13 protein-coding genes are annotated in these 23,658 nt (G+C 70.6%); 10 read left to right on the top strand and 3 right to left on the bottom strand.

Going from position 1 to position 23,658, the window contains the following annotated elements:
• Positions 1 to 5: 5 nt before the first annotated feature.
• The 5 genes from LV79_RS10470 to LV79_RS10450 all read left to right on the top strand — a co-directional run bounded on the left by LV79_RS10470 (position 6) and on the right by LV79_RS10450 (position 15,734).
• Positions 6 to 5,873 carry a type I polyketide synthase gene (locus LV79_RS10470; protein ID WP_253834545.1) on the top strand — a complete coding sequence of 1,956 codons (5,868 nt, stop codon included), beginning with the start codon at positions 6 to 8 and terminating at the stop codon, positions 5,871 to 5,873.
• Positions 5,874 to 5,910: 37 nt separating this feature from the next.
• Entirely contained in the window at positions 5,911 to 11,643 is a 5,733-nt protein-coding gene (locus LV79_RS10465) for a type I polyketide synthase (protein WP_285469353.1), read from the top strand.
• Positions 11,640 to 12,674 carry an isopenicillin N synthase family dioxygenase gene (locus LV79_RS10460; RefSeq protein ID WP_253834543.1) on the top strand — a complete coding sequence of 345 codons (1,035 nt, stop codon included), beginning with the start codon at positions 11,640 to 11,642 and terminating at the stop codon, positions 12,672 to 12,674. Before LV79_RS10465 ends, LV79_RS10460 begins: the two co-directional genes overlap by 4 nt.
• 189 nt (positions 12,675 to 12,863) lie before the next feature.
• Positions 12,864 to 14,006 (top strand): glycine amidinotransferase, encoded by a 1,143-nt coding sequence (locus LV79_RS10455; RefSeq protein WP_253834541.1) that lies wholly within the window; start codon positions 12,864 to 12,866, stop codon positions 14,004 to 14,006.
• A 15-nt stretch (positions 14,007 to 14,021) separates the two neighbouring features.
• Positions 14,022 to 15,734: a carbamoyltransferase family protein gene (locus tag LV79_RS10450; protein ID WP_253834539.1), complete on the top strand. Its 1,713-nt coding sequence runs from the start codon at positions 14,022 to 14,024 to the stop codon at positions 15,732 to 15,734.
• A 607-nt stretch (positions 15,735 to 16,341) separates the two neighbouring features.
• Here the strand turns inward: LV79_RS10450 and LV79_RS10445 are convergent.
• Together LV79_RS10445 and LV79_RS10440 are read right to left on the bottom strand one after the other, a co-directional pair.
• Complete coding sequence (locus LV79_RS10445) at positions 16,342 to 17,100, bottom strand: SDR family oxidoreductase (protein ID WP_253834537.1); 759 nt, start codon at positions 17,098 to 17,100, stop codon at positions 16,342 to 16,344.
• 12 nt (positions 17,101 to 17,112) lie between these two features.
• Entirely contained in the window at positions 17,113 to 17,475 is a 363-nt protein-coding gene (locus tag LV79_RS10440; RefSeq protein WP_253834535.1) for a hypothetical protein, read from the bottom strand.
• 183 nt (positions 17,476 to 17,658) lie between these two features.
• Between LV79_RS10440 and LV79_RS10435 the strand changes: the two genes are divergently transcribed.
• The 3 genes from LV79_RS10435 to LV79_RS10425 are packed head-to-tail and all read left to right on the top strand — an operon-like array spanning position 17,659 to position 20,267.
• Positions 17,659 to 18,618 carry an ABC transporter ATP-binding protein gene (locus tag LV79_RS10435; protein WP_372495302.1) on the top strand — a complete coding sequence of 320 codons (960 nt, stop codon included), beginning with the start codon at positions 17,659 to 17,661 and terminating at the stop codon, positions 18,616 to 18,618.
• Positions 18,618 to 19,442 (top strand): ABC transporter permease, encoded by an 825-nt coding sequence (locus LV79_RS10430; RefSeq protein ID WP_253834531.1) that lies wholly within the window; start codon positions 18,618 to 18,620, stop codon positions 19,440 to 19,442. Before LV79_RS10435 ends, LV79_RS10430 begins: the two co-directional genes overlap by 1 nt.
• Positions 19,443 to 20,267, top strand: a complete 825-nt coding sequence (locus LV79_RS10425) for an ABC transporter permease (RefSeq protein ID WP_253834529.1) — start codon at positions 19,443 to 19,445, stop codon at positions 20,265 to 20,267. It begins immediately after the preceding gene.
• Here the strand turns inward: LV79_RS10425 and LV79_RS10420 are convergent.
• Positions 20,264 to 20,548: a hypothetical protein gene (locus tag LV79_RS10420; protein WP_253834526.1), complete on the bottom strand. Its 285-nt coding sequence runs from the start codon at positions 20,546 to 20,548 to the stop codon at positions 20,264 to 20,266. The two genes, LV79_RS10425 and LV79_RS10420, sit on opposite strands and share 4 nt — an antisense overlap.
• A 212-nt stretch (positions 20,549 to 20,760) precedes the next feature.
• Between LV79_RS10420 and LV79_RS10415 the strand changes: the two genes are divergently transcribed.
• The gene (locus tag LV79_RS10415; RefSeq protein WP_253834524.1) at positions 20,761 to 21,891 is read left to right on the top strand and encodes a sensor histidine kinase; all 1,131 of its coding nucleotides are present in this window, start codon (positions 20,761 to 20,763) and stop codon (positions 21,889 to 21,891) included.
• Between the two features lie 619 nt (positions 21,892 to 22,510).
• A complete protein-coding gene (locus tag LV79_RS10410) occupies positions 22,511 to 23,641 on the top strand; it encodes a hypothetical protein (RefSeq protein WP_253834522.1) in 1,131 nt (376 codons plus the stop codon).
• The last annotated feature ends 17 nt before the right edge of the window (positions 23,642 to 23,658 follow it).

The following is a 23,658-nucleotide window of genomic DNA, read 5'->3' as shown; positions in this document are numbered from 1 at the left end:
CACGGATGTCCGGACCCGGGTCGACCGACGAGCTGGTCACCGCGCTGCGCCAATCGGTGCGCGTGATCGACCGGCTCGAGGGCAGGCTCGCCCGTGCCCGCGAACCGATCGCGGTGGTGGGCATGGCGTGCCGGTTCCCGGGCGCTGGGTCGGTGGCCGAGTTCTGGGACCTGCTGCGCGACGGGGTGGACGCGATCACCGAGGTGCCGCCGGACCGGTGGGACGCCGACGCCCTCTACGACCCCGACCCGGAAACCCCCGGCACCCTGTACGCCCGCAGCGGCGGGTTCGTCGCGGACGTCGACAAGTTCGACCCGCTGTTCTTCGGCATCTCCCCCAGGGAAGCCGCCCGGCTCGACCCTCAGCACCGACTGCTGCTGGAGGTCTCGTGGGAGGCCTTGGAGGACGCGGGTATCCCGCCCCGGTCGCTGCGTCGCACTCGCACCGGCGTGTTCGTGGGCATCGCGGAGAACGACTACGCGCGGCTGGTTGAGGACGCGGGCGAGCTGGAGCATTACGACGCCACCGGCACCGGGTTCTGCTTCGCGTCCGGCCGGATCTCGCACGTGTTCGGCTTCCAGGGGCCGAACATCGCCGTCGACACGGGGTGTTCGAGTTCCCTGGTGGCCATCCACCAAGCGGTGAGCGCGTTGCGGCTCGGCGAGTGTGACCACGCGCTGGCAGGCGGTGTGCACCTGCGGCTGACGCCAACGACATCGTTGTCGCTGGCCAGGACTCGCGCGCTCGCCCCAGACGGCAGGTGCAAGACGTTCGACGCCTCCGCTGATGGTTTCGGCCGCAGCGAGGGCTGCGGGATGATCGTCCTCAAGCGACTCTCGGACGCCGAGCGGGACGGTGACACCGTGCTGGCGGTGATCCGCGGCTCCGCGGTGAACCACGACGGCCCGGCCAGCGGGTTCACCGTGCCGAACGAGGGCGCCCAGGTGTCGCTGATCCGGGACGCGTTGCGCAACGCCGAGGTGGAGGCGGGCGCGGTCGGCTATGTGGAGGCGCACGGCACGGGAACGGCGCTGGGTGATCCGATCGAGGTCAGCGCGCTGGGTACGGTGTTCGGCAAGAGCGAGCACGCTGTTGTCCTCGGCGCGGTGAAGAGCAACATCGGCCACACCGAGGGCGCCGCGGGGATCGCGGGCGTGATCAAGACCGTGTTGGCGTTGCGGCACGGCATGATTCCGCCGAATGTGCACTTCACCACCCCCTCCCCGCACGTCGACTGGACGCGGCTGCCGTTCGAAGTGCCGACGGCGCTCCGACCGTGGACCGAGCACCGGGTCGCCGGGGTCAGTTCGTTCGGGATGAGCGGCACCAACTCCCACATCGTCTTGGCCGAGGCTCCTGCTCAACCCACAGTGGACGGTGTCGACCGGCTCCGGGTGTTGACGCTATCCGGGCGAACCGAAGGGGCACTCGCGGACGCGGCGGCGCGGATGGCCGGGTTCCTGGCCACGGATCCGCCGGTCGCCGACGTCTGCTTCACCGCCAACACCGGCCGCGACCACCACGAGCACCGGATGGCCGTTGTCGGGGCCACGAGCGCCGAGCTGGCGGAGCGACTGCGAGCGGACGCGCCGACCGGCCACGTGCCGACCCACCAGGCGCCGCCCAAGGTCGCGTTCTTGTTCTCCGGGCAGGGATCGCAGTACCCGGGCATGGGGCGGGAGCTGTTCGACAGCGAACCGGCGTTCCGACAAGCGATCCTGGAGTGCGCGGAGGTTCACGACCAACTTGTCCCGCTGCTCTACGAGGGCGGCGACCTGGACCGCACCGCCAACACTCAGCCCGTGTTGTTCGCCGTCGAGTACGCCTTGGCCCGGATGTGGCAGTCGTGGGGCGTGCGGCCGGACATCGTGCTGGGGCACAGCGTGGGCGGCATCGTGGCGGCGTGCGTCGCCGGTGTCTTCAGCGTGGCGGACGGCATGGCGTTCGCCGTTGAACGGGCCAGGTTGATGCAGGAGCAGCCCACAGGGGTGATGGTCGCGGTCCGGGCCGAGGTCGCGGACGTGGTCGCCAAGTTCCCGCTGGTCTCGGTAGCGGCGGTGAACGCGCCTGGCGAGGTCGTGCTCTCCGGCGACCGCGACCAGGTGGCAACCGCCCTGGCAGAACTGGGCGTGCAGGGAAAGTACCTCCCGGTGTCGCACGCGTTCCACTCACCTCTGATGGCCCAGGTCGCGGATGGGCTTCGCGAGGCTGCCCGCCGGATCACGTTCGCCTCGCCGCAGATCAGCGTGGTGTCGGACCTGACGGGCGAGGTCGTCGAGGATCTGGCTGACCCGGAGTACTGGGTGCGGCACGCGCTGGAGCCGGTCCGCTTCGCCGACGGGGTCAAGGCCGCGCACGCTGCTGGGGCACGGGTGTTCGTAGAGGTTGGCCCGAAGCCGGTACTCCTGGCATCGGCGCAGATCAGTGCCCCGGAGGCGACCTGGCTGCCGAGTCTGCGACAGGACCGCCACTGGGCAGAACCGTTGACCACGGCTGCCGCGCTGCACCTGCGTGGCGTGCCGGTCGACTGGTCCGCTGTGGATGGTGGGCACCGCAAGGTGGCCATCCCCAGCTACCCGTTCCAGCGGGACCGCCACTGGCTGGAGCCGAAGGCCCCGAGCAAGGGCAACGTACGGCCGTTGCTGGACGTGCGGCTGCGGTTGCCCGCGCACCGGTCGACCGTGTTCCAGTCCGAGATCGGCGCGACGGACTTCTTCGCCGAGCACCGGGTGGGCGGTCGAGTCGTCTCGCCCGCCGCGGCGCACTTGGCCATAGTCGCTAGCGCGGCCGAGGTTGTTGCTCCTGGTGACGTGGTCCTCACCGACGTGGTGTTCCCGGAGCCGCTGGCACTGCCGGACAGCGGAACCCAGACTGTCCAAATCGAACTGACCGGGGATGACTTCCAGCTGATCAGCGTGCCCGAGGACCTGGCGGCAGCCGCTCCCGTGCACGCCGTCGGGTCCATCGGACAGGGCGGAGCACCTGAGGCGGGGGCGCTGGACGCGATTCGGGCGAGGCTGACCGAGCAGGTCGACGCGGGTGAGCTGTACCAGCGGCTCGCTGACGGTGGTATCGAACTCGGTCCCAGGTTCCGCTGGTTGACCGAGGTGTACGCCGGTGGCGACGAGGTGCTGGCTGCCGTGACCCGGCCGTCGGGTACGCGGAAGGTCGCGCCCGTGCACCCGGGGCTGCTGGACGCGTTGTTCCAGGCCACCGAGGCCGCGCGGACCGAGGATGGCGCACGGGTGCCGTTCGCCGTGCGGCGGCTGTGGGTCGGCGCGGACGCGGACCTCCGTGGTCGGTGGGTGCACGCGCGGCGTGCCGGTGACCGGTGGGACATCGACCTGCTCGACGTGGACGGCAACGCGGTCGTACGGGCGGAGGGCTTCGAGGACCGCCCAGCGCCTACGCTGACCCGGGCCTGGACTGAGTGGCTGCGCGAGATCCACTGGGAGCCGGTCGAGTCCGAGGAGTCCGACCCCGGCCGTCTGCTCGTGGTGAAAAGTGTGGCCATGGACTCCCTGGATGGCATCGACGCTGTCGTTTACCGTCCGGAGCCTTCGACGCCAGCCGAGACCGCCGCGCACGCGCACCGGTTGACGACCGAACTGCTGGCGTTGGTGCAGCGTTTGACCCAGGAACTCGTGCCGCCACGGCTGTACGTCATCACCCGCTCCGCGCAGGCAGTCGCTCCCGGCGACCTCCCGGATCCAGCGCACACGGCGCTGTGGGGGCTCACCCACACCATCACCGCCGAACACCCCGAACTCCAGGCGACCACCATCGACGTCGACTCGCTCGACTCGATCCCCTACGGCACGACCCATCCGCACACCGCCGTTCGGGCTGGCACCGTTCACGTGCCGGTCCTCCGGAAGGCCACTGTGGATGTATCCGGTCAACCCACGCGGTTGGTGTTGGACTCGTACGGGTCGCCTGAGAACCTGCGGGCCGAGCCCATGACCCGCCGGGAGCCCGGGTCCAGGGAGATCGAGATCGAAGTCGCCGCATCCGGCCTCAACTTCCGTGACGTGCTGGTGTCGCTCGGCATGATGTGCGAGCACTACGCGGAGGCATACGGCATCGACCGCGCGCGGGACGTGGCATTGGGCTTCGAATGCGCGGGCACGGTTGTCGCTGTCGGCGCAGACGTCACTGCCTTCTCCCCCGGCGACAAGGTGATCGCCATGGCCGAAGGCGGGTTCGCGGACTACGTCACCGTGGCCGCCTCCTACGTGGCGGCCCTGCCCGCTGGCCTTTCACTGATCGAGGGCGCCACGGTGCCGCTCGCCTTCCTCACCGCGCAGTACGCACTGACCAGGCTCGCCAAGCTGAAGGCGGGTGAGCGGGTGCTGATCCACGCCGCGTCGGGCGGGGTCGGGCAGGCGGCCGTGCAGATCGCGTTGGCTCTCGGCGCCGAAGTGATCGCGACCGCGAGCGAGTCCAAACGGGACGCGGTGCGGGCGCTGGGAGTCACGCAGGTGCTCGACTCGCGGTCGACTTCGTTCGCCGAGGGGCTGGCGCCGGTCGACGTGGTGCTCAACAGCCTGACGGGCGAGTTCATCGACGCGGGCCTGTCTGTCCTTGCCGAGGGTGGCCGGTTCGTCGAGATGGGCAAGCTCGACATCCGCTCGCCCGAACAGATCCGGGCCGACATCGAGTACTTCCCGTTCGACCTCGGAGACGACGGCGAGCGAGACCCTGCGCTGATACCTGGCCTGTTCGCCGAGATCGCAGCTGGGTTCGTCGAGGGCACTCTCCGGCCGCTACCGGTGACACCGTTCCCCCGGGCCGACGCGGTGGGCGCGTACACGTTCATGCAGCGGGCCCGGCACGTCGGCAAGGTGGTGCTCACCTTCGACCGGCCGGTGCGGCTACGACAAGACGGGACCTACCTGATCACCGGCGGTCTTGGCGCCCTTGGTTCGCGGACAGCACGGGAGCTAGCTGAGCGTGGGGCCGGGCACCTGGTCTTGACCAGTCGGCGCGCACCGAGCCCAGAGCAGGAGACGGAGATCGCCGCGATCGACGCTCGGGTGGACGTGCACATCGGCGACGTCAGCGATCGGTCTACTGTGGAACGGATCGTGGCTCAGCACGGGCCGCTCCGGGGTGTCGTCCACGCGGCGGGTGTGCTCGACGACGGCATCCTCGCCCACCAGAGCGCCGACCGGTTCCACGCTGTCCTGGCGCCGAAGGTCGACGCGGGCTGGCACCTGCACGAACTCGCCGGAGACCTGGACTTCTTCGTCGCGTACTCCTCGGTCGCGGCCCTGCTCGACGACGGCGGCCAGGGCAACTACGCGGCCGCAAACGCTTTCCTGGACGGCCTCGCCGCCCGCCGCCGAGCCGAGGGCAAGCCCGGCCTGTCCCTCAACTGGGGCCCGTGGGCCGAGATCGGCATGGCCGCACGCACCGAGCGCCTGCCCAGCACCGGCCTGATCCCCCCGAGCGAGGGCACCGACGCCGCCGTCAGTCTGCTCGGTGCCCCGACAGCCCAGCTCGTGATCTCCTCGGAGCCCACCAGCTCCGCTGTGGGTTCTGCTCCCAGGTCATCGCGCCCACAGGATCCCCAGGCACTCCTGGAGCACCTGACCCAGGATCTCAGGCGCCTCCTGGGCCTGCCCCCGGCCTACCGCGTCGACCCGGGCTCGGCTTTCACCGAACTGGGCATGGACTCCCTGATGGTGGTCGAACTCCGCAACCGCCTCCACCGGGACCTCGACGTGCCCTTGGCGGCCACCATCGCCTTCGACTACCCGACCGTGGGCCAACTCCACACCCACCTCACCACCCTCCTCGGCCTGGACACCGCAGATCCCCGCGCCGAACTGGACGCCCTCCTGGGCGACTTCCCGGAGGGAGAACTGTGAGCACCCGCACCTCGCTCGACTTCTCGGAGGGGGACCTGTGACGACCACTGACGAGCAGCGGCTACACCGGGCGCTGTCAGCCATCCGCACCCTCCAAGGCCGCGTCAAGGAACTGGAAGCCGCCGACTCACCGATCGCGGTTGTCGGCTTGGGGTGCCGCTTCCCCGGGGCACCGGATCCGGCGGCCTACTGGGAGTTGCTGCGCTCCGGCGGCGAAGCGATCTCGACCGTGCCCGCCGGTCGTTGGGATGGCGGAACCGAGCGTGGCGGGTTCCTTTCCGACATCGCGGGGTTCGATCCGGCCTTCTTCGGCATCTCGCCGCGCGAGGCCAGGCACATCGACCCACAGCAGCGGCTGCTCCTCGAAGTCGCCTGGGAGGCCATTGAGGACTCCGGGCGCGATCCGAGGTCGTTGACAGGAAGCAAGACCGGGGTGTTCGTCGGCATCTCCGAGGCCGAGTACCTGCCGGTCATGCGCGCGAACACCGAGAGCCCCGTCCAGATGCACGACCTCACCGGCAACGCGCTGAGTGTCGCCAGTGGACGGCTGTCGTACCTGCTCGGTCTGCGTGGGCCGAACCTGGCCTTGGACACAGCATGTTCGTCGGCGTTGGTCGCTGTGCACCTGGCGGTCGCCAGCCTCCGGCGGGGCGAGTCGGATCTCGCACTGGCGGGCGGCGTGAGCCTGATGGTGTCACCGGACGCGTTCGTGGCGTTCGCCGACGGCAACGCGTTGGCGGCCGACGGCCGGTGCAAGACGTTCGACGCGTCCGCCGACGGCTACGGCCGAGGCGAGGGTGCCGGGGTAGTCGTGCTGAAGCGGCTCGATGACGCCATCGCCGCTGGTGACCCGATTCGCGCGGTCATCCGGGGCAGCGCCGTCAACCAGGACGGCCGCACGAACGGCCTCACGGCACCCAATGGTCCCGCACAGCAAGAGGTGATCCGCGCCGCCCTCGCTGATGCCAAGATCGAGCCCGCCGCCGTCGGCTACGTCGAGACGCACGGCACCGGGACGCAACTCGGCGACCCGGTGGAGGTCGGGGCGTTGAGCGCGGTGTTCGCGGGCCGCCCCACGCCGGTGCTGCTGGGTGCGGCGAAGACCAACATCGGCCACTTGGAGGCGGCGGCGGGCGCGGCTGGGCTGATCAAGGCGGTGCTCACCCTCGGCCACGGCGAGATCCCGCCGAACCGCAACTTCCACCAGCCCAGCTCGCACATCCCCTGGGAATCGGCGCCGGTGTCGGTCCCGACTGAGGTGACACCTTGGCCCGCAGGCACGACGGCGGCAGGCGTCAGCTCGTTCGGGTTCAGCGGCACCAACGCCCACGTCGTCCTCACCGCCGCCCCACCTGTGTCCACATCAGACGCGACGGATCGCCCGCGACACGTCCTCCCGTTGTCCGCCAGGTCCCCGGAGGCCCTGCGGGAGCTGGCGGCACGTCACGCGGCCGCACTGGCCGACTCCACCACCATCGGCGATCACTTCCACACCGCCGCGACCGGCCGCACCACCTTCGCGCACCGGCTGGCGATCACCGCGTCGACCGGTGAGGAAGCCGCCAAGGCGCTGACCCGGTTCACCGAAGGCAGGCCCAGCGCCAGCGGGCAGGTCGATGAGACGCCCCGCGTGGCTTTCCTGTTCACCGGCCAGGGCTCGCAGTACACGGGCATGGGCAAGGCCCTGTTCGACACCCACCCCGGTTTCCGCGACGCGTTGATCCGCTGCGACGAGATCCTCCGCGCGCACGACGTGCCGCTGCTGGAGGTGCTCTATTCCGACACCACCGGCCTCATCGACCGCACCGCCTACGCCCAGCCCGCGATCTTCGCGCTGGAGTACGCCCTCACCCAGCTGTGGGAGTCCTGGGGCGTACGGCCGCACGTCGTGATGGGGCACAGCACCGGCGAGTTCGCCGCCGCCTGCGCCGCCGGGTTCCTGGACGTCGAGGACGCTCTGGCTCTGCTCACCCGCCGGGCTCGCCTGATCGAGGACGCGACCGGCGGTGGCGCCACGGCAGCGGTGTTGGCTTCGCGTGAAGAGGTCGAACCCGTCCTCGCACCATTTGCTGGCAGGGTCAGCGTGGCGGGCGTCAATGGTCCACGTGAGACACTGATCGCGGGCGAGTCCGACGCGGTGGCTGAAGCAGTGGCCGCGGCGAAGGCGTCCGGGTTGGACGGTCGCCCGCTGAAGATCCCGCACGCCCCGCACTCTCCCCTTGTCGAGCCGGTGCTGCCCGATTTGGTTGCCGCAGCGGAGAAGGCCGCGTACCGGGAACCCGTCGTGCGGATGATCTCCAACGTGACCGGCGGGATCGTGTCGTCGATCGACGCCGAGCACTGGCGCAGGCACACCCGTGAGCCGGTGCTCTTCGCCGACGGGATGACGACCCTGGCGGGCGAGAGCTGCCAGGTGGTGCTGGAGATCGGCCCGCAGCCGGTGCTGCAGCTGCTGGGCAGGCAGAGCTGGCAGGGGCCGCCGGTGCGCTGGCTGTCGTCGCTGTGGGAGGGGCGCGACGACTGGAAGCAGGTGCTGCAGAGCGTCGCCGACCTGCACGCCGCCGGGGTCGACATCGACTGGGCCGAGTTCGACCGGCCCTACCCGCGTCGCCGGATCCCGGTCCCCACCTCCCCGTTCCAGCGCGAACGGCACTGGTTCACCGAGTCGAAGCCCCAGGGAGGACCACGGGTGAGCACCGCGCCCCAGTCGAGCGACCGGCGGCAGGCGATCCTGGACGACCTGCGCGACCGGCTGGCGGCGGGCCTGGAGCTGGCCGACCTGCCGCCGCGCACCACGTTCGTCGACCTGGGCGCCGACTCGCTGCTGATCGCCAAGCTGATCCAGGACATCATCGACCTGTACGGGGTGGTGTTGACCGTCGGGCACCTGTTCGACGAGCTCGACACGGTGGAGGCGGTCGCCACCCATCTGGACGCCGTGGTGCCCGCGGGGCATCCGCTGCCCGGCCAGACCCCGATCGCGACCCCGGCCGCGCCCGTTCTCCCGCAGGCCCCGGCCCCGGCCCCGGTCGACGCCGGTGACCAGGACGCCGTGGGCAAGCTGTTCGCCACTCAGCTGGAGATCATGTCCCGGCAGCTCGACATCCTCTCCGGGGCCCGCCCCCAGCCCCAGGCACCCCCGGCCCGCGCGCCGAAGCCCGCCCCTGCCCCGGTCCGCGAGCTGACCGACCAGCAGCGCGACCACCTCGCCGACCTGCTGGCGACGCACAAGAAGCGCACCGCCGGGTCGCTGGCCAGGGCCACCGACCACCGGGCGATCCGGGCCGACACCCGGATGCGGTCCGTGCGGCCGGAGACCAGGTCGGTGTCGTACCCGATCATCGCCGACCGGGGCAACGGTGCTCGGTTCCACGACATCGACGGCAACGAGTACGTGGACATCGCAATGGGTGTGGGGGTGCTGCTCTGCGGGCACGACCCGGACTTCGTGACGGCGGCGGTGCGCGAGCGGCTCGACCGGGGGTTGCAGCTTGGCCCCATCACGGACCTGGCCGACGAGGTCGCGGAGCTGGTGCGCGAGCTGACCGGCATGGAGCGGATGTTCTTCGCCGTCACCGGCAGCGACGCGGTGCGCGGGGCGCTGCGGATCGCGCAGGCCAAGACCGGCAAGACCCGGTTCGCCATGTTCTCCGGCTCGTACCACGGCCAGGACGACCGGGTCCTCGCCCTGCCGGACGTCCTCGGCGACCCGGAGCGATCCGTCCCGATGGCACCCGGCATCGCACCTGGGGCGGCCGCGGACGCGCTGGTGCTCACCTACGGCGCCGCGTCCGCGCTGCAGGCCATCGAGGCGCACGCCGACGAGTTGGCGGGCGTGCTGGTCGAGCCGGTGCAGAGCCGCAACCCGACGCTGCAGCCCGAGGTGTTCCTGCGCGACCTGCGCGCGCTGACCACCCGGTTGGGAATCCCGCTGATCTTCGACGAGGTGATCACCGGGTTCCGGGTGCACCCCGGCGGCGCGCAGGCGCACTTCGGGGTCCGGGCCGACATCGCCACGTACGGCAAGGTTGTCGGCGGCGGTCTGCCGGTGAGCATCGTTGCGGGCCGGGCCGAGTTCCTCGACCAGGTCGACGGCGGTGACTGGGTCGACGGGCCGGGGCCGGACCCCGACAGCCAGAAGACCTACATCGGCAGCACCTTCGAGATGCACCCGTACGCCATGGCCTCCACCCGCGCCATGCTGCTGCACCTGCGCGAGCACGGCCCCGACCTGCAACGGCGGCTGACCGAGCGAGCCGCGCACCTGGCCGACACGCTCAACGGGTTCTTCCAGGCCGAGTCGGTGCCGATCCGGGTGCTGCGCTTCGCCTCGGTGTTCCGGTTCGCGTGGAAGGGCAACGCCAGCTACGCCTACCAGCCGCTGGAGATCGAGGTCTTCCACTTCCACCTGCTCAACCGCGGCGTCTACCTGTGGGAGGGCCGCACCTGCTTCCTGTCGACCGCGCACACCGACGAGGACATCGTTGCGGTGATCACGGCGGTGAAGGACACCGTTGCGGCGATGCGCGTGGGCGGGTTCCTGCCGTCGTCGACCCCGGTGGCCGCGCCGATCGGTGACGAGCAGGGAGCCGTGCTGGCGCTCCCCGCAGGCGGTCCATCGTGGACAGTCGCGGAAGACGTGCTGCTGACCGGGGACCTGGACCTCGGGGCCCTGCGCGAGGCGGTCCGGGTGGTGACGTCACGGCACGAGGCGTTGCGGACGGTGTTCCGCGACGGGGCGGTCGTGCTGCCGTCGGTCGACGTGCCGGTCGAGCAGGGCGGGCGGGAGTGGTGGGACCGGGCGCTGGCGGAGCCGTTCGACCTGGTCAACGGCCCGTTGCTGCGGGTCGCGGTGCTGCGCGTCGACGCAGGAACCCAGCACTTGGCGCTGCTGACCCACCACGTGATCTCCGACGGCTGGTCGATGGCGGTCGTCCTGGAGGAGCTGGCCGCCGCGTACTCGGCCGCCCGGGACGGCAAGCCGGCCGACCTGCCCGAACCACTCCAGTACCGGGACTTCGTCGAGCACCCCCGTGACCTGGTGTCGCAAGAGCGTTACTGGGCGGACAGGTTCGCCGACGGCTTCCCCGACACCGTGTTCCCGACGGAAACGCCGTCGACCTCGCGGCGAGGTGAGCGGGTCACCCTGGAGCTGGGATCGGCGCGGGTGGCCGCGCTGAAGGACGCCGGGAAGGCGGCGAAAGCAACGTTGTTCATGGCGTTGCTCGCCGGGTACACGTTGCTCACCCACCAGGTCACCGGCCAGGACGACATCGTCGTCGGGGTGCCGCAGGCCGGTCGCGGGTTCCCCGGCAGCGGCTCGGTCGTCGGCTACTGCGCCCACTTCCTGCCCATCCGCAGCACCCTCACCCCCGGCCTGACCGTCGGCGAGCACCTGCGGCGGACCAGGGAGTCCGTGCTGGCCGCGTTCGAGAACCAAGACCTGCCGTTCGCCCGCGTGCACCCCGGCGGCGAGTACCCGGCACCGCTGCGCACGGTGTTCAACCTGGACCGGTCCGTACCGGTGCCGGAGTTCGCCGGGTTGACCGGCCGCTTCGAGCCGGTGCCCGCGCGGTACGCCCTGGTCGACTTCCGGGTCGACGGCATCGAGACCGACGGCGGTATCCGGTTCGACTGCGACTACCGGGCCGGGTCGTTCGACGAGGCCACCGCGCGCCGGTGGTGCGAGCACTACCTGACGTTGTTGACCGCGCTGGCGGACCAGGACCGACCCCTGGACCAGCTGCCCACCCCAGGAGCGACCCGATGACGACCAGCAGTCCGGCCGTGGACAACCACACCGCGTTCACCGAGGTCCCGGTGATCGACATCGGTGCGCTGGTGGCCGCCGACCCGGACCCCGGCGCGCTGGCGCGGGTGGTCGCCGAGATCGGGGCCGCGTGCCGCGACATCGGGTTCTTCTACGTCGCCAACCACGGCATCGACCCGGCCGACAGCACCGAGATGTTCGCCGCCGCCCGCGCGTTCTTCGCGTTGCCGCTCGCGGACAAGATGGCCATCCGGCTCGGCGGCACCACCGACCAGTTCCGCGGCTTCGTCCCGCTCGGCGGCGAGGTCACCGCTGGCAAGACCGACTGGCACGAATGCCTTGACCTGCAACCGAAGTGGGGTAGGGACGCGGCCAGCGCCGCCACCGTCCGCGCCCCGCGCGCCGGTCACCCGCTCGACGACCCCGAGCAGTGGCCAGCCGCCCTGCCCGAGTTCCGCACCGTGATGATGCGGTCCTGGGACCAGCTGTGGGCGCTGAGCGCGCGGATCGCCGCCGGGATGGCGCTGAGCCTCGGGCTCGACGAGCACTTCTTCGCCCAGTTCGAGGGCGCCGAGCTCAGCGACCTGCGGATGGTGCACTACCCGCCGTTCACCAGGGAAGCGCACCCGCACGCGCCGGAGGGCGTCAGCATCGACCAGACCGAACTCGGTTTCGGCGCGCACGTCGACTACGGGTTCCTGGCGGTGCTGCACCAGGACGGGGTCGGCGGGCTCGAGGTGCGCAACGCCGAGGGCGAGTGGATCGCCGCGCCGCACATCCCCGGCACGTTCCTGGTCAACATCGGGCTGATGATGCAGCGCTGGACCAACGACCGCTACCAGGCGACCTGGCACCGGGTGCAGATCCCGGGCACCAGCGACCGGTACTCCATCCCGTTCTTCTTCGAACCGCGCTTCGACGCGGTGGTCGAGCCGCTGCCGCAGTGCGTCGACGCCGACAACCCGCCGCGCTACGAGCCGTGCGAGTTCGGCCCCTACGTGGTGGGCCTGTTCTCCAAGGCATACGACTGAAACACTCCTTCCCGCCGCCCGCCCCCGCCCGGCATCGTGCCCGACCTGGCAGCGTCCACTCGACAACCACCCGTTTCCTGGCCCGGCACCGTTGCCGACTCGGCGGCGTTGCCGACACAGTCCACTTGACACCCGTCCCGTTCGACCCGTTCGAGAAGTCCGTTTCCGCACACTGAAGGCAGGCGCCGCATGCAGCAAGTGTCCGAGGTCGTCAACTCGTGGAACGAGTGGGACCCGCTGGAGGAGATCGTCGTCGGGTCGGCCGACGGGGCCAACTTCGAGCCGACCGAGCCGGGCAACCGGCCGCAGATCCGCAACGCGCCGCCGGGGACGCCGTTCCCGAGCGGGCCGAAGTCGGCCGAGGCCGTCGACCGGGCCAACGAGGAGCTCGCCGGTCTGGTGTCGCTGCTGGAGTCCGAGGGCGTCCGGGTGCGCAGGCCCGCGCCGCACGACTTCTCCCAGCCGGTGCGCACGCCCGACTTCGAGGCGGCCAACCAGTACTGCGCGGTGTGCCCGCGGGACGTGATGATCACCATCGGCAACGAGATCATCGAGGCGCCGATGTCGCGGCGGTCGCGGTACTTCGAGTACCAGCCGTACCGGGAGCTGGTGTACGAGTACTGGAACGCCGACCCCCGGGTGGTCTGGACGACCGCGCCGAAGCCGTCGATGGCCGACAAGATGTACCGCGACGGGTTCTGGGACTGGCCGCTGGCCGAGCGGCACGAGCGGATGCACTCCTTCGAGTTCTGCGTCACCCAGGACGAGGTGGTGTTCGACGCGGCCGACATGAGCCGGTTCGGGCGCGACATCGTGGTGCAGGAGTCGATGACCACCAACCGCGCGGGCATCACCTGGCTCAAGCGGCACCTGGAGCCCAAGGGGTTCCGGATCCGCCCAGTGCACTTCCCCTTGGACTTCTTCCCCTCGCACATCGACTGCACTTTCGTGCCGCTGCGCCCGGGTCTGGTGCTCACCAACCCGGACCGGCCGCTGCGCGAGGGTGAGGAGAAGCTGTTCGAGAGCAACGACTGGGAGTTGGTGGCGGCGCCGGAGCCGACCACCGGCAACAACGAGATGCCCGAGTTCTGCCAGTCGTCGAAGTGGCTGTCGATGAACGTGCTCAGCATCGGGCCGAACAAGGTCATCTGCGAGCAGCAGGAGAAGCCGCTGCAGGAGCTGCTGTACGCGCTGGACTTCGAGGTGTTCCCCATCCCCTTCCGCAACGTGTTCGAGTACGGCGGGTCGCTGCACTGCGCCACCTGGGACGTGCGGCGCACCGGGGCGGGCGAGGACTACTTCCCGAACGCCGACTACCAGCCGCTGGCCTGACCGGAAGGGGTCGCCATGTACATCCTCGGGATCAACTCCGTCTACCACGAGTCCTCGGCCTGCCTGCTGCGCGACGGCGTGGTGCTCGCCGCCGCCGAGGAGGAGCGGTTCAACCGGGTCAAGCACGGCAAGGAGGCGCGCGCGGACAACCCGGACGAGCTGCCGAGCGCCGCCATCGAGTTCTGCCTCGCCGAGGCGGGCATCACCCTGGCCGAGGTCGACCACGTGACCGTGGCGGCGGACCCGGAGATCATCGCCGACGTCCTGCGGCAGGGGCGGCCGTCGCCGTGGAACAACCGGGAGAAGCAGGAGTTGTTCCTGGGCAAGCTGCCCGACATCCCGCGCCGGTTCACCGAACTCGGCTTCACCGGCGAGTTCCACTGGGTCGCCCACCACACCGCGCACGCCGCGTCGGCCTACTTCGCGTCCACGTTCGACGACGCGGCGGTCCTGGTGATCGACGCGCTCGGCGACGACGCGTTCTCGACGCGGTTCTACCGCGCGGAGGGCACGAAGCTGGAGTGCGTGCAGAGCGTGCGCTACCCGGCGTCCATCGGGTACCTGTGGGAGCTGGTGTCCATCTACTTGGGATTCGGCGTGTACGACGCGGCGAAGGTCATGGGCCTCGCGGCCTACGGCGACCCCAAGCGCTTCGCCGCCGCGTTCGACCAGCTGGCCTGGACCACCCCCGACGGCGGCTTCGACATGGCCACGGATGTGCTGCGGTTCGCGGACATCCTGTACTACCCGCCGTCCGCCGACACCTCCGGCCTGGTCGCGGCGCTGGGGGTGGAGCCGCGCACCGGTGAGCTGGAACAGGTCCACCAGGACGTCGCGGCGGCACTGCAGGAGAAGACGAACGAGTTGGTGCTGCACATGGCCAACCACCTCCAGCGCACCACCGGCTCGACCCGCCTGTGCCTGGCGGGCGGCGTGGCGCTGAACTGCGTGGCGAACCAGATCGCGTTCGAGCACTCGGACTTCGCCGAACTCTACGTCCAACCAGCGGCCCACGACGGCGGGCTGTCCGTGGGCGCGGCGCTGCACGTGTGGAACCACGTGCTGGGGCAGTCCCGGTCGCCCGAGATGCCGCACGCGTACTGGGGCCCGTCCTTCAGCGACGCGGAGATCGCGGCGGAACTGGCGAAGCACCCGTCGCTGGTGGTCACCTCACCGCCGGACTTCGCCGCCGCCGTCGCCGACCTGCTGGTCGAGGGCAACGTCATCGGCCTCTTCCAGGGCGCGATGGAACTGGGCCCCCGCGCCCTCGGCAACCGCAGCATCATCGGCGACCCCCGCGCCCGCGCCATGCGGGAAACCCTGAACCACAAGGTCAAGCACCGCGAGTACTTCCGCCCCCTGGCCCCCAGCGTCCTGGCCGAACACGTCGCGGACTGGTTCACCGTCGCCAAACCCACCACAGCGGCCGACTACATGCTCATGGCCTACCCGGCCAACCCCGCCAAACACCCCGACATGGGCGCCGTCCTGCACGTCGACAACACCTGCCGCATCCAGGCCGTCCACCAGTCCACCAACCCCACCTTCCACCGCATCATCACCGAATTCCGCACCCGAACCGGCGTCCCCATGGTCCTCAACACCTCCTTCAACGACCAAGAACCCATCATCTGCACCCCCGCCGACGCCATCACCACCTACCAAAAAACCGAAATCGACTACCTGGCCATCGGCCCCTACCTGGTCACCAAACCCCCCACCCCCTAACCCCCTCGGCGGCGGCGCCCCCTTCCCCTCGCGCCGCCGCCCAGCCCTCCCCCGCTCCACCAAGCCCCCGCGCCCAGTCCCAACCCACCCGCCACGACTGGCAAGACCCCAGAACGTTGACTACAAGCGCCCGCCGACAAAGTTGGCCCAAGACCGCCCGCTGACAACGTTGGCCTCCCGCGCTCCACGAAGTCGCTGGTGCCAGGCCGGCTCGATGGGGTGGACTTGTTTTGTGTGGGGGAGCGGTACCCGTAGCGTCGTTCAGCGGACAGGGCCATGCTTTTTGGCCTCTGCTTTGCGGTCCTGCCGCGGGTGTCGTAGGGGCCCCACGCAAAACAAGTTCGCCGCATCGAGCTCTGCTCGAAACTCGCGTCAGTCCGATGGCGCAGCCGAGGCGTTTCCCGCAGCGCAACGGAGGCCCGAGACCCGGACTTCCCCCAGCTCAACGCCTACCCAGCCGCGGCCGCCAAGATCAACCCGAACCAAAGACCCCCGAATACACAGCCTACCCAGGGAACGCCAGGGCCAGAGAGGCTGAAGTTCGCCCCTGTGGACAACTCAACCCCTTGTGGACAACCTCCCCCAACCCAACGCACACCCACCCCCCTCACCGCCGAAACCCGCCCTCCGAATTGATCACCTGCCCGGTAACCCACTCAGCATCACCAGAAACCAGCCACCCGATCAGCCGCGCCGCATCATCCGGCCGTCCCCACCGCCCCGCCGGGAACGCGGGCCGAACACGCTCCAACAGTTCCGCGGACGCCCACCCCGTATCAACCGGCCCAGGGTTCACCGCGTTCACCGTGATCCCCCGATCAGCCAAGGCATCAGCCAACGTCCGCGTAATCCCAGACAGCGCAGCCTTGCTGGCGGCGTAAGCGATCTCCCCCGTCATCGGCCCGAGGTCCTGCCCCGACGTCATCAGCACCACCCGCCCACCAGCCCGACCATCGTGTTGGGCAGCAAATGCCTGCACCAACAGCAAAGTCGAGCGGGTGTTCACCGCCCAGTGCGCGTCAAGCATCGCCGCGTCCAGCTCACCCAACGGACCATCACCACCGCTACGAGCGTGGTTGCAGACAAGGATGTCGACATGACCCGGCACGGAAGCGATCAGCCGTTCAGGCGCGCCGAGGTCGACCAGGTCAAGGCCCAGGTGCCCAGCGCCCAGTTCGGCGGCGATGGCTTCTGGGCCGGAGGGGTCGGCGCCCCAGGGTTGGGTTGTGTCGTGCGGGGCGTGGTGGTGCAGGAACAGGGTGGCGCCCGCGGCGGCGAGGCGGGCGGCGGCGGCGTAGCCGATGCCCGCGCGCCTGCTCACCCCCGTCACCAGGGCGACCCGGCCGGTCAGCGGGAGGTCGTTCACCCCCGCTGTCTATCAGGGCACGCGCGCCGACTTGCCCCTCGGGTCGACCATGACCGGGACGACGTCGGCGTACGGGGTGTCGTCGAGTTCGACCCTGGCCGGTGGGGCGCCGACCAGGGTGAGCGCCCAGAAGTGGTCGACGTCGACGTTCTCGTTGCAGGCGTTGCAGGACACGCGGACCACGCCGTCCTGTTCGCTCGCTTGCGCGCGGTAGCCGACGCGGGCCAGCGAGTGCGCGCCCACCTTGCAGGTGGCGGGGAGGATGGCGACGCGCTCACCGATGTCGCTCGTGCGGTAACGGACGGCCACGTCGGCCGGGCGGTTGTCGTACATGACCGCCACCCTAGCCCCATCGTCGAACACATGTTCGTCCACGGTGGACAACATCACCCTTGTGGGCGACCCCAACGGAAGTTGATCGTCCTCAATGGACGGACACAGTGGATCAACGGAACCGGTGACCGTACACCCGGCGGGCGCCGGTGGGTGAGTAACCGACCCTCGCCCCGGCGAGTCGCTCGCTGGTAGTGTCGGGACGGTCACCGCACACCGAAGAGGATGGTATTCGTGGGTTCGGAGGTCAGCTCCGCCGTGGGGGAACCGGTCATCTCCAGTAGCGGTCTGGTGAAGCGGTTCGCTGATTTCGAAGCGGTCCGCGGCATCGATTTCCAGGTGCGCCGGGGTGAGGCCTTCGGCTTCCTCGGCCCCAACGGCGCGGGCAAGTCCTCCACCATGCGCATGGTGTCCTGCATGTCCCCGCGCACCGGCGGCGACCTGCGGGTGCTCGGCATGGACCCGGACACGCACGGCCCGGCGATCCGCGCCAGGATCGGCCTGGTGCCGCAGGAGGACAACCTCGACCGCGAGTTGACCGTCCGGCAGAACCTGCACGTGTACGGCCGCTACTTCGGCCTCACCCGCAAGCAGGTGCGCGCCAAGGCCGTCGAGCTGATCGAGTTCGCCCGGCTCACCGACCGCGCCGACCACGAGGTCGAGCCGCTCTCCGGGGGCATGAAGCGGCGGCTGACCATCGCCCGCGCGCTGGTCAACGACCCCGAGGTGCTGCTGCTCGACGAACCCACCACCGGGCTCGACCCGCAGGCGCGGCACCTGTTGTGGGAGAAGCTGTTCGCGCTCAAGCAGCGCGGCGTCACGCTCATCATCACCACGCACTACATGGACGAGGCCGAGCAGCTCTGCGACCGGCTGGTGGTCATGGACGCGGGCAAGATCGTCGACGAAGGCAGCCCGGCCGAGCTGATCGCCCGCCACGTGACCCGCGAGGTCCTGGAACTGCGCTTCTCCCCCGGCGACCAGCACAACGCGGTCGACGCCGTGCTCGACCTCGCCGACCGCGTCGAGGTGCTGCCGGACCGGCTGCTGCTCTACACCGCCGACGGCGACAAGGCCGCGGCCTGCGCGCACGACCGCGGTGTGCGACCGACGTCCACGTTGGTGCGCCGGTCGACGCTGGAAGACGTGTTCCTCAGGCTCACCGGCCGAACGCTGGTCGACTGATGACCGCGACGGTAGAGCAGCCAATCGCGGTGGCCACCGGTGTGGTGGTCCGGCCGTGGCGCGCGGTGCTGCTGCGCATCGAGGGGCAGTGGACCTGGTACCGCAGACACTGGACCGCGAGCCTGCTGTCGTCAGGGTTGCAGCCGGTGCTGTTCCTGGCCGCCATGGGCATCGGCTTCGGCTCGCAGGTGCGGCCCGGCCCGCTGACCGGCGGTGAGCCGTACCTGGCCTACGTCGCGCCCACGATCCTGGTCAGCGGTCTGATCACGATCGCGGTCGCCGAGGCCGGTCTGCCCGTGCTGTCGGGGTTCAAGTGGAAGCAGGACTACTGGGCGGTCGCGTCCTCGCCGGTCACCCCGGGGCAGCTGTTCACCGCGGAACTGCTGTGGATCACGCTGCGGCTGGTGCTCGGCGCGGCGCTGTACCTGGTGGTCACGGCGCTGGTGGGCGGCTGGACCAGCCCGGGGGCGCTGCTGGTCGCGCCGATCGCGATCCTGACCGGGGCCGCCTGCGCGACACCGGTGATGGCCTTCGCGGCGACGACCAAGGGCGACGGGCACGCGTTCGCCGCCGTGAACCGGTTCGTGGTCATGCCGATGACGCTGTTCGCGGGCACCTTCTTCCCGGTCGACCGGCTGCCCGAGGTGGTGCGGCCGCTGGCCTGGATCTCCCCGCTGTGGCACGGCAACGAGCTGGCCAGGGGCGTGGCGCTGGGCGGGCTGCGGCTGTGGCCAGCGCTCGGCCACGTCGCGGTGCTGCTGGGTCTGCTCGCGTTCGGCCTGGTGCTGGGCCGCCGGTGCTTCCGACGCAGGCTGGTGGTCTGAATGTCTGTTGTGGACACTGGGCGGCGCACGGCCGTGCTGCAGCGGGTGTTGCCCTCGGGCAGCTACGCCGGGATGGCGCGCCGGCTGGTCGAGCGCTCGGCGCTGCTGTACGCGCGGGCGTGGATGGTGCTGCTGTCGGGCATCTTCGAGCCGCTGTTCTACGTGCTGGCGTTCCAGATCGGCTTCGGTGCGCTGGTACCGGTCGTCGTTGGTCCCGGCGGCGTCGAACTGAGCTACGTCGCTTATGTCGCGCCCGCGTTGCTGGTCGCGTCGGCGATGAACGGCGCGGTGTCGGAGACGATGAGCATGTTCTACAAGCTCCGCTTCGACGGCCTCTACGACTCGGTCCTGGCGACCCCGCTGGGCACCTACGACGTCGCGCTCGGCGAGCTGACCTGGACGGTGCTGCGCAGCGGCCTGTACGCGGTGGCGTTCTTCGCGGTCATGTCGGTGATGGGGCTGGTCACGACGCCGTGGGCGTTGCTGCTGGTGCCGGTCGCGTTGCTGGTGTCGATGGCGTTCGCCGCGATCGGGATGGTGTGCGCGACGTTGCTGCGGTCGTCGGCGCAGTTCGAGTACATCCACCTCATCGTCGTGCCGATGTTCCTGTTCTCCGGCACGTTCTTCGCCGTGGACCGCTACCCGCTGCCGCTGCGGGTCCTCGCGGAGCTCTCGCCGCTCTACCACGGCGTGGAACTGGCCAGGGGCTTCTCGGTCGGCGTGCTGTCGCCGTCGATGCTCGGCCACACCGCCTACCTCGTGGCGCTGACGGCGGCGGGCCTCTACGGGACGTCCCGGCGCATCGGCAAGCTGCTGCTGAACTAGCGGGCCGCCTCGATGACGGCGATGACGCGCAGCACGGTCCGGCGCGACTCACCGGACTCGACGGCCTCCAGCAACCCGCGCAGCACCGCGACCAGGCCGACCACGCCGCCGGTCACGCGGAGCGCGCCGATGAGCCAGCGCAGTCCCGCCGCGAGCCCAGAGGTGCGGGCGACCACAGCGAAGCGCAGGTCGATGGGGCCGCGGTCGGCGACCACGGCCCCGACCGCCGCGGCCAACCGGGTGATGATCAGAGCGTCCGTCCCGCCGACCACGGTGCCCACGCCTTCCGGTGCGATTCCATGCCGCCAGTAGAGCCCCCGGCGGCGGACGGGGGAACGACGGGTGTTCGGCTGACAGCCGTTCGACCGTCACGTATCCCGGGGCCGTCGCACGCGTTGCACAGGGTGGCCGCGGCGGCGGTCACCCGCCGAAGTGGCGTGGACCGCGAAACGGCGGCGGGGCCCGGATCGATCACAGGGGCGTGGCGGGACCGGTGACCGAAGACGCTCAGGCCGCGTTAGACAGGGTGACCGCGCGGTGCGGTGCGGCGATGCGTGGTGCTGTCGCGGTCTTGGGCGGGGTGGCCGCGATCGCTTCGGTAGCGCCACCAGTGTCGTTGGCGTGGGTAGCGCTAGCTGTCGCCGTTAGCGTGGTGTGGTCCGTGGTGTTCGCGTGGACGGTGATCCAGCGCGGGGTACGCGGCCGGGTCGTGGTTGTCGACATCGCCCTGACCACCGCGTTGTGCCTGCTGCAACCGTGGCTCGTCGCGCCGGAGCTGCGGTCAGGCGGGGCGAGCTGGGTGGACGGCCTGACATCGATGACCATCGTCATCGCCCACTTCGCGTGGCGCCCGCGCCTGGCCGTCCCCGCCGGTCTGGTGGTCGCCCTGGCGCACGTGGTCGGCGCGTGGCAGACCGGTGGCGCGCTCGGCACGCTGGGCATCCACCTGCTGCAGATCGCCGCGACCGCCGCGCTGATGACCGTGCTGCGCCGGGCCGCCGGGGTGGCCGACGACGTGCTCGCCGACCTGCGCGCCACCGAACGCGCCGCCGCCGTCATGCACGCACGCCGCGCGGACGAGCGGGAACACAAGCGCAGGCTGCACGACACGGTGCTGGCGACGCTAACCACCATCGGGACAGATGGCGCTACCGCGTCGACGACAGCGTTGCGCACTAGAGCGGCGGCTGACCTCGCGGTGGTCGAGGGGAGCATCGACGTCGGGGAACCGGACACCGATGTCGACTTACGCCACCAGTTGCGCGTCGTGGCGGACCGAGCGGACATCGTTGTGACAGCGGACTTGGTGCCGTGCAAGGTCCCGGTCCACGTCGCAACAGCATTCGCCGCAGCGGCCGCGCAAGCCCTGGCCAACACCGCCCGGCACACGCGGGTCACCGCCGCCCGCCTCTCGCTGACCACCGACTGCACCTCGGTCCTGGTCACCGTCACCGACACCGGCCCCGGCTTCGACCCCCGCACCATCCCCCACCACCGCTACGGCGTCCGCGAAGGCATCATCGGCCGAATGCGCACCGTCGACGGCACCGCCACCGTCGACTCAACCCCCACCGGCACCACCATCACCCTCCGCTGGCCCGCCGGGAGCCCCGATGCCCCCTGACCTCCCCTCGAATTTCCCTCTTATGGGGTACAGAAGTTATCCACATGTGGATCTCCACCGGGGTGCTTCCAAGATCCACTGTCGGGGGGTCCCGGTAGACTGGCCCAGGGACGCCCCCCGGAGAGGGTGGGGGCCGGGCACTCGCTTTTCGCGCGCGCGAGGCGGTGCGGGGCAGGGGAAATCCGGGCAGGTCACGGCGCGATTGGCGCTGGTGGGGGGCTTGTTCTGGGCTGACGCCCGAGGCGCGGACGGACAGCGGTCGGGCCCGCGTGGGCGGAGGCCAGAGCGCATTCAGCGGCCAAGGCCAGGGCGCTGTCGGGGCGAGGGGCAGGCACACGGGCAGAGGCCGGAACGCTGTCGGAGGTTGGGCCCGGCGGGTAGAGGCCGGAGCGCGGTCGTCGAGGCGCTGTCGGGGACTGGGGTCGGACCTGCGGGCAGAGGCCGGAACGCGGTCAGGGTTGGGGCGCGCTCGAGGCTGGGGGATGGGGCCGAAGCGTTGTCGGAGTTGGGGGCCAACTCCGCGCGTCGGGCGTGGGGCGAGGCAGGCCAGTGGTGCGGGGTCAGGGTTGCCACTGGGGCAAGGAAAAGCTCGAACTCTGCGCTGGGGAGGTGAAGGGGTGTGGTGAAGGCTGATCCCAGTGTGCTGGTGGCTGAGCGGTACGCGCGTGGGGCGACGGTGGCGGCGGTGGTGATCGCCGGGTTTTGGCATCTGGGGTATGACCTGGTGGCCACGGTGACGAATTGGGGTGTCTACAGCAGGGCGTGGGCGGCCGCCGCTGGGTGGGTGTTGTACCTGGGTGTCGGGGGTGTCGCGTCGGTCTTGTTGTTGCGGGGCGGGTCTCGGGCGTACGCGTGGGTGTTGGGGCTGGGGGCGCTCGGGGTGGATGTGTTGTTGCTCGTCGCGGCGCCGGGGGCGGTGGTGTTGCCTGCGAACTGGGCGTGGGGGTCGGTCGGCTGGGTGGCGGTGATCGCGTTCTGGCGGCACCGGGCGGCGCACCTGGTGGCGTTCGTGGTGGCGGACACCGCGATCCTGGTGGCGGGCATGGTGGTGCTCGACGTGGGCAGCAGCGAGCAGGTGTCCCGCGCGATCATGGTGCTGCTGGGCGCGTTCACCCTCCAGCTCGGCTACAGCCTCGGCGCGCACGGCCTGCACGCGGCGGCGCAGTGGGCAGCCCGCAGCTCGGCGGCCCGGACGGCGGCGACCGCGAACCGCGCCGCTGCCGAGGCCGTGGCCGCCGACCGGGCCGTCCGGTACCAGGAGCTGCACCGGGTCACCGCCACACTGCTCGCCGAGCTGGCCGCGGGCGCCGACCCTTCCGACCCCGCGATCCGGCGCAGGGCGGCCGTGGGCGCGGCCCGACTCCGCAGGCTGATGGCCGAGACCGACGACGTACCCGACTCCCTGCTGCACGAACTACGCGCGGGCGCCGACGTGGCCGAACGACGCGGGGTCCAGGTGTCGCTGTCGGTGGTCGGCACAGTGCCCGAACTCCCCGTCGACCTACGCCGGGCGTTGACCGAGGCCCCGATCGTGGGCCTGAGCGCCGCCCGGTCACTGGCCAGGGTGACGGTCGTGGCCAGCACCCAGGAGGTAACCGTCGCCGTGGTCGCCGACGCCCCCGACCTGCACCCCACCACCCCCACCGGCGTCACCCTCGACCACGACCACGACGGCACCGAGCTGTGGCTGCAAACCAAGTGGACCAACAACAACCAACCAGCACCCGCGACCGGTGGTGGGCATGGCTGAGGGCCTGCTACCGAGTT

The organism is Actinokineospora globicatena, assembly GCF_024171945.1.
Taxonomy (GTDB): Bacteria; Actinomycetota; Actinomycetes; order Mycobacteriales; family Pseudonocardiaceae; genus Actinokineospora; species Actinokineospora globicatena.
Note: the sequence above shows the minus strand (reverse complement) of the source record. Positions and strands in the feature narration are given on the sequence as shown.

Coding starts and splice junctions, on each gene's coding strand:
- LV79_RS10430 (WP_253834531.1), top strand. CDS start 18,618: ATGACCGCGACGGTAGAGCAGCCAATCGCGGTGGCCACCGGTGTGGTG.
- LV79_RS10470 (WP_253834545.1), top strand. CDS start 6: ATGTCCGGACCCGGGTCGACCGACGAGCTGGTCACCGCGCTGCGCCAA.
- LV79_RS10450 (WP_253834539.1), top strand. CDS start 14,022: ATGTACATCCTCGGGATCAACTCCGTCTACCACGAGTCCTCGGCCTGC.
- LV79_RS10455 (WP_253834541.1), top strand. CDS start 12,864: ATGCAGCAAGTGTCCGAGGTCGTCAACTCGTGGAACGAGTGGGACCCG.
- LV79_RS10425 (WP_253834529.1), top strand. CDS start 19,443: ATGTCTGTTGTGGACACTGGGCGGCGCACGGCCGTGCTGCAGCGGGTG.
- LV79_RS10435 (WP_372495302.1), top strand. CDS start 17,659: ATGGTATTCGTGGGTTCGGAGGTCAGCTCCGCCGTGGGGGAACCGGTC.
- LV79_RS10460 (WP_253834543.1), top strand. CDS start 11,640: ATGACGACCAGCAGTCCGGCCGTGGACAACCACACCGCGTTCACCGAG.